The following is a 6,435-nucleotide window of genomic DNA, read 5'->3' on the forward strand; positions in this document are numbered from 1 at the left end:
TCCGGTTTTCAGGAACAGGATGTTTCCCCACGACTCGCCCGGCAGGTTCCGGACCACGCTGTTGGTTCCGTCGCCGACCAGTTGCAGGTTCTTGCTCACGGTCAAGAGCTCGGAAACGATATATTCGCCCGCCGGGAAATAGAGCGTGTCCCCGGCAGATGCCGCCGCGTAGGCGGAAAGGATCGCCGCATAGTCGTCGTTACCGTCCGAGCCGTTCGCCCCGTAGGCCGTTACGTCAATGATTTTGCCAGTCCAGGCATAGGGACTCACCACCTCGACGGTCAGCGCATCGGCGAAGCCGTACTTCCCGCCGTGCCCGTTGTGGGCATAGAGGGTATAGCTTTGGGTCGCAGCGCTTTCCGGCATTTTAAACGCCGCCTTGTAGGGATTGCATTCCGTGCTGGTCAGCCATTCGTCCAGCTCTTTGACATAGCAGTAGGCATTCACCCCATCCAACGTCAGGTTCTTGCCGTAGACATAGAACGTCTCACCGGGATTGATGGAGTCGAAACCGACCCAATCGGCCTGAGCGGCATTGATCGCCACCGGTTCGCCAAAGCCGCTTCCATTCATGGCCCACAGAAGATACACGTCGGCAGCGGGACGGAGGGCATCCGATAGGGTAACGGCCGCCTGCCGGCCATCAATCAGTTGCGCGTCGCAAGCCACCAGCCCGGACGCTTCCCCATAGGCAATAAACGCCGTATCGTCGGCATCGAGGCCCTCCGCAGTCAAAACCAGGGTATCCCCGGGTTGGTTTTGGCGGATCCATTCAGCAATCTGCGGGGCATTCGCATCGGCACTCTTCTCCAGAGCAACCGGAGGCGAGAAGGGCGCGAAGTCGTCGCGCAGCACCTCTTCCCCCGGCCCCGAAGTGGGCATGTCCGGCAGGTTTTTCAGCTCCAATGCGGAAACAACATGTGTAAGCGTCAAGAATGCAAGCGCAAGGAGACATCGAGGTATCACTAGATTATATTGAAATGTTATCATTGGTTTCTTCCTGTTCATAATGTTGAGGGATATGCACCTTGCCCCATTCAAAGTGGAAGAGTCCTTCGCCGATCACCGGTCGACCCCACAAACATCCCGTAGTGCCATGTAGAGCAACTGCCATGCCATATGTCTCTGTAAATGGCGGAGTTAGCTCTGTTGCGAATCGTTTCTTTTGGCATGAACAGGAGATGCCATCAACCCATAACACCATCAAATATAACACCTATAACGCGCACCGATTCCGCGGAATACGAATTGAACCATGCCCACTTAAGCCAAACGAAAACGCGTTCACACAAACATCAATCAACATATTCAAACACGCTACCGCCATTGGTCAGCCAGGGCTACCCCCCAACAACCACGTTCACCAACGGTCATTCAAACGATTACCGCACATCATGTGCCATTCATCCTGCACCGCGGACACCCAAATACAATCCTACACGAAGTTCAACTTTCATTACGCTGCAATTGGGCAGGTCTCTTTAAACTTTTCCTCTAAGAAGAGATACAACAACCTCGCCAAACGCGACTTAAGCGCACCCAGTCCGCCCATAATTTAGAATCGTTAAACTATGCACTCCCGTAGGGTTTGTAGCTGCCATAGCCAGAGGTGTAGCCATATCCCTCGGCCCCCTTGAACATGCCGGAAAGCGAGTACGGGACGTCGTTCGCAATGCAACCGAAAACAAACGCATCGATCTCGTCGAACTTGGCCAAGGCGAATTTGAGCGAACGGCGACGGGTTTTTCCAATGCGGGACACAACGATTACGGCATCGGCACTATTGGCGAGCACCTGGGCATCGCCCACCATCCCTAGCGGGGGAGAATCGATGATTACGCGGTCATAATGGACGCGGGCCCATTCGAACAGCTCGGCCAAACGCCCCCGGCCAAGCAACTCGGCCGGATTGATTTCCTTGAGGGGCCGGCTCGTGATGACATCCAGGTTTTCGATCACGTTGTTAAATACCAGTTCGCGGTGCCCCAGATGGCTATCCCCATCCACCAACCATTCCAACAGCGAGGGATGCTCTTCCCCAATCGCAAAAACCGGGGCAATCTGCGGCCGGCGCAGGTCGGCGTCGATCAGCAAGGTTCTGGAACCGTTCATGGCGGAACTGATGGCGAGATTGCAGGCGGACACGGTTTTCCCTTCCCCCGGCATGGCACTGTTGACCAGCAACACTTTTGTTCTTTCCGCATATTTATCGGAAGAGACCAACGCATTGATTCCGGCGAAGATCTCGATCATGTGGCAGAACTTGTCGCGCAGGCCGATCGTGGCGAGTTCGCTACGGGAATCGGTCTTCTTGTAGGTGGGAATGGTTCCTAGAATGCGCAGGCCCAGATCCTTCAGGTCGGTAACCGACTCGATCTTACCCAACAGCAAAGAGAATAGTATGACCAGCGCGCAGCCAGCGCCGCCCCCCACAAAAACCCCGGAGGCCAGGATCCGCATTTTTCCGGCGTTAACCGGCATCCGCGGCACTTCCGCATTTCGAATAACCTTGGTAAACGCCATGTTTTCATCGGCGGAAAGCCGGGCTTCCTCCATCCGGCGCAGCATGGACAGGTAGGCGTTGTCGGCGGCCTCCTTCTTCCGCTCCAATCGCTGGAGGCGCTGCTCTCCGCTGACGAGCTGCTGTTCCAAATCCAATGCCTCGCGCTCGAGGCTCAAGATCCGCGCATCCACTTGAGTCAACTGCTTGCCCAGCAGGTCGATTTCGTTCTGAACCGCCTTGGCAGACAACTCGATGAACTGTTCCATCCTTTTTTTTGCACGCGATTCCTTGTCGGCGGCGGCCTTGTATTCCGGATGTAGTTTCGTGTAGCGGCGCGCCACCAACTGGAGCTCTTCGTAGGCATCCCGCCATTTGGCGATCAACTCGTTGAGCTGCTCTTCCTTCGGAAGGCCCGCGGGAAGAATCTCTAGATTTGGATCGGTCCCCTTCAGCTCCCTAACAAAGCTCAAGACGGTCTTGCGCGACGCCAAGGTGCTGACCAAGATTTCGCGCTCGCCGGAAACCGCAATCAAGGCTTGGCCGACGGCAGCCTTGCGCTGCTCGAGCGAATCGAGCTGGAGCTCGTCGCGAATGGCCGACACCTGGCGCTCCACCTCCTCAAGGTCCTCGCGCTGGTCGTCGAGCTGGGTCTTCAGCCACTTGACGGCCTCATCGGACATCGCCTGGTTTTCCTGCATCATCAAAAGCCCGGCGCAGTAGGAAAGCACATTGACCAACTTGGCGGCAAATTCCGGGTCTTCGCTGAAATAGTATACGTTTACGATGTTCGCCGACGGATCCTTGTACCAGCCGACATCGGCAATGAGGGTTGCAAGCTGAAATTTGCCGATGGGGCCACCGACGGAAGAATCATCCTCGGGATAGCGCTTGAAATATTCCTGCGTGGCCAAGCGCTCCATGGCCGGAGACTGGAATTTCTTAAAGCGGGTGTTGAATATAACCCCCTCGTTCTGGCTAGGGGAGTCGTCGAAAATCGCTTCGTTATTGATCACTTTAGGACGCCGGACACTCATTTCCAGCTCCGCTTGCGCCTTGTAGATCAGCTTGACCCGTTGCGCATAGACGAAACCGCCGACTCCGCCGAGCATCGTCAACACCACCACGACGGGCCATCGGCGCAGGACCACCTTGATCAGGTTCATCGGCGAAAAGAAACCCGGCGCCGCTCCGCCGCCCGACGCCGGAGCGGCCGGCCTCACTGCACCCTCATCACCGTATGCTTGCTGATTACCTATCATTCTACGATTCCGTGTCTTTCTTTTTCGCGAAAATTAGCACATTCCGCGCCAGCCCGGCTTCTGCAGGGTCTTCTTGCCTTAAATAGCCCGCAAACAATATAAGAAGAGTAACCTATGATCCAAACGAATATGCATGCCGATTTTCTTTAATAGACGTAGCCGACGGACAGGGAAACCACTTTTTGGTCCTCGGAATATTCGTCGTTCACATATTGCCCCCGCAGGGAAGCCGAGAAGTGCCGGGTTGGATTATAGGCCAACTGCGCCGAGAAGAAGTGGTTCACCCCGCCATATGAGTCCAAGGAGGTACCGTTGCCGACTTCCTCGGTATAGTCGTGCAGCACCTGCCCTCCGAGCGACCAACGGGTTGCGATCGCCCACCCCCCTCCGTAGCCCGCGCGATAGACCATGCGGGCCTTGCCGCCATCGTATCCCGGCTCGTAGGTGTTGCCGTAGAAAGCATAGGCAGAAATCTTCTCCGTCGCCTGCCAACTGAACTTTAGGTCGAGCAGGCCCCCTTCACCGGTCCCCGACACGTCGTAATCGAAGTGCGCGGCGCCCGCTAGAATCGCCCAAGAGGTCTTGTCGCTGATTTGGCCTTGGGCGCCGCCCCCCACCGTGACGATGTAGCCATCCTCTTCGTCGTTGGTCTGCAGGGAATAGAAGCCCCCCGCCAGCAGCGTGAGCCGCTCCGAAAGAACGTGGTTAAGGACCAGGCTGACATTGTGGGTTTGCCACTCGGCGGATTCGTTGTTCTCCAGCTCCTGATAGTAATGCTCCAACGAATACCCGGGAACAAAGAAGGTTTTGTCCGACAGCGGGATCGCGTAGCCCACGTTGCCTTGAACCGTCCATTGGCGGCTGGGTTCGTCGCTTAGAATCGAAGAGGGGCCCTCTCCGGTTTCGGGATCGTAAGACACATCATACCCCAGGGTTTTCGCCACATCGACGGAGAGGCCCCAGCGCCAAGCTTCCTGATCGTAGCCGACCGCCGCCCCGCCGCTATAGAACTCGCTGTCGTTATCGGTATAATCGACATAATAGCGGCGACCGTAGGACGCGTCGGCCGAAAGCGAGAAAACGGCGGGAAGGTTTTCCAGCGAGGCCCCGGCAAGAACCTCGCCATAGACATCGCTTTCCGAATCGCCGGTCGCCTCGTCGAGACGCACGCGACTGTCGTACGCGGCCACCGTTTCGACCCGGGGCCGCAAGACAAGGTTGCCCAATACAATCCCCTCGCCCTCAAGCTCCTGTGCCCCCGCTGAAAGAACAAGCAGCATGCCGATCATAAAAACGAGCAATGGGGAACGAAGGCGCATTTAGAAAATCCGTTGGGGAACGTAGATGATATCGCCGTCATACAGGCTAATATCCGCATCGGCGTTACCCTCTTGGCCAATGTCGTTGTAATTGATCGAAACGCGGATTTTGCGGCCATCCTCCTCGGCTCGGGTCACCTGGATATCGGAGGTTTTCGCACTGGGCCCGAATCCGCCGGCATCGTTGATGGCGGTGGTGAGCCGGATGCCCTTGGCGGACGGAATCTTGATGCGGCCCGGCTGGGTGACCTTGCCGGTCACGGTCACGAACCCCCACTCGCCCTCGACGGAATCCTCAACGAAGTTAACCATAACCACGGGAGCGTTGACAAAATAGGCCCCATAGGCTTTCGCAATAACGGCGCGCGATCCCTCGACCGTAGCGCCGCCAATCTTCACATCCCCCACCAGCGGCAACGTAACAAACCCCAGATGATTGACGGCCGTCCGGTAGGACGAAACCTCCATTCGGCCATCGACCTCTACCGAAATCTCGATGGAATCGCCCGCAACCAAATTGGCCACCTTCTTGATTTCTTCCACCTCTGGCTTCCGCGCGAAATCAGAGGTCGTCACCGCGGAGGTCCCTGTGGTTGTACAACCCAACGGAAGAACCAGCGCAAGGGCAAGCAATACGAATGACATGACTTTGATCAACATCGGCAAATCGTCTCCTATGCAAAAAAAGAACAGCACATAAACCAATGGCTGTTCTTAGACGATTGCACCGCACGATGGCAAGCACAAGCGGATTATTCGCCGCAAGACTTTAGTCGGTCAAAAAATGGCCAATCCATTTCCCATAGACATATTCGCCACTTGCGTCGTCCCACAAACCAATCCAATACCACTTGCCCCAAGCAGGCAACTGAAAGTCATAGGTACCTGCATGGTCGTAGGTTTCAAAATCCTGCAACCATGCGCCGGCGGAATTGTCCCAGATGCAGACCAGATGCGTTCCGGACACCTCGGGCAGAGCCAACCGCTCCAGCGGAAGGCCCACTTCGCCCGTGAAGGCCTTTGCACAGAACAGCGTTACGATTAATGCCAATGCCAATTTCTTCATTTTATTTCTCCTTGCTAATTTCTAAAGATGGAACCAGTTCGCCTGGATCTCGGTTGTTTCGCCGCTCACCGTGTTGGTCTCGATGACCGACACCCAATACCACTGGCTCGGGTCCTTGCGCTCAAACACCAGTTCGCCTTCAAACGGCCCGTTGGTGGACCACTCGCCCGTGCCGTGTTCGTACACGACGGCCATGATGGTTTTATCCTCGAACCCTTCCAACGGATAGACAATCTTGGAATCGACCATGGCCACCGCCACCTCGTGCGCCGCATCAAGCCCGCCGAA

The 6,435-nt window shown here is 56.2% G+C and carries 6 protein-coding genes; all 6 read right to left on the bottom strand.

Annotation, left to right across the window (positions count from 1 at the left end):
- A partial coding sequence (locus ABYO54_RS12775; RefSeq protein ID WP_372808636.1) for a glycosyl hydrolase family 28-related protein occupies positions 1-933 on the bottom strand: 933 nt, incomplete at its 3' end.
- Between the two features lie 636 nt (positions 934-1,569).
- Positions 1,570-3,666, bottom strand: a complete 2,097-nt coding sequence (locus ABYO54_RS12780) for a GumC family protein (protein ID WP_372808637.1) — start codon at positions 3,664-3,666, stop codon at positions 1,570-1,572.
- A 242-nt stretch (positions 3,667-3,908) separates the two neighbouring features.
- Complete coding sequence (locus ABYO54_RS12785; RefSeq protein WP_372808638.1) at positions 3,909-4,988, bottom strand: hypothetical protein; 1,080 nt, start codon at positions 4,986-4,988, stop codon at positions 3,909-3,911.
- A 93-nt stretch (positions 4,989-5,081) separates the two neighbouring features.
- Positions 5,082-5,624, bottom strand: coding sequence for a polysaccharide biosynthesis/export family protein (locus ABYO54_RS12790; protein ID WP_372808639.1), 543 nt, complete (start codon positions 5,622-5,624; stop codon positions 5,082-5,084).
- Positions 5,625-5,850: 226 nt separating this feature from the next.
- Positions 5,851-6,147 carry a hypothetical protein gene (locus ABYO54_RS12795; RefSeq protein WP_372808640.1) on the bottom strand — a complete coding sequence of 99 codons (297 nt, stop codon included), beginning with the start codon at positions 6,145-6,147 and terminating at the stop codon, positions 5,851-5,853.
- A 21-nt stretch (positions 6,148-6,168) separates the two neighbouring features.
- Positions 6,169-6,435 (bottom strand): hypothetical protein (locus ABYO54_RS12800; RefSeq protein WP_372808641.1); only part of this gene is annotated, 267 nt, incomplete at its 5' end.

It is taken from the genome of Pontiella sp. (assembly GCF_041622395.1).
Classification (GTDB): Bacteria; Verrucomicrobiota; Kiritimatiellia; order Kiritimatiellales; family Pontiellaceae; genus Pontiella.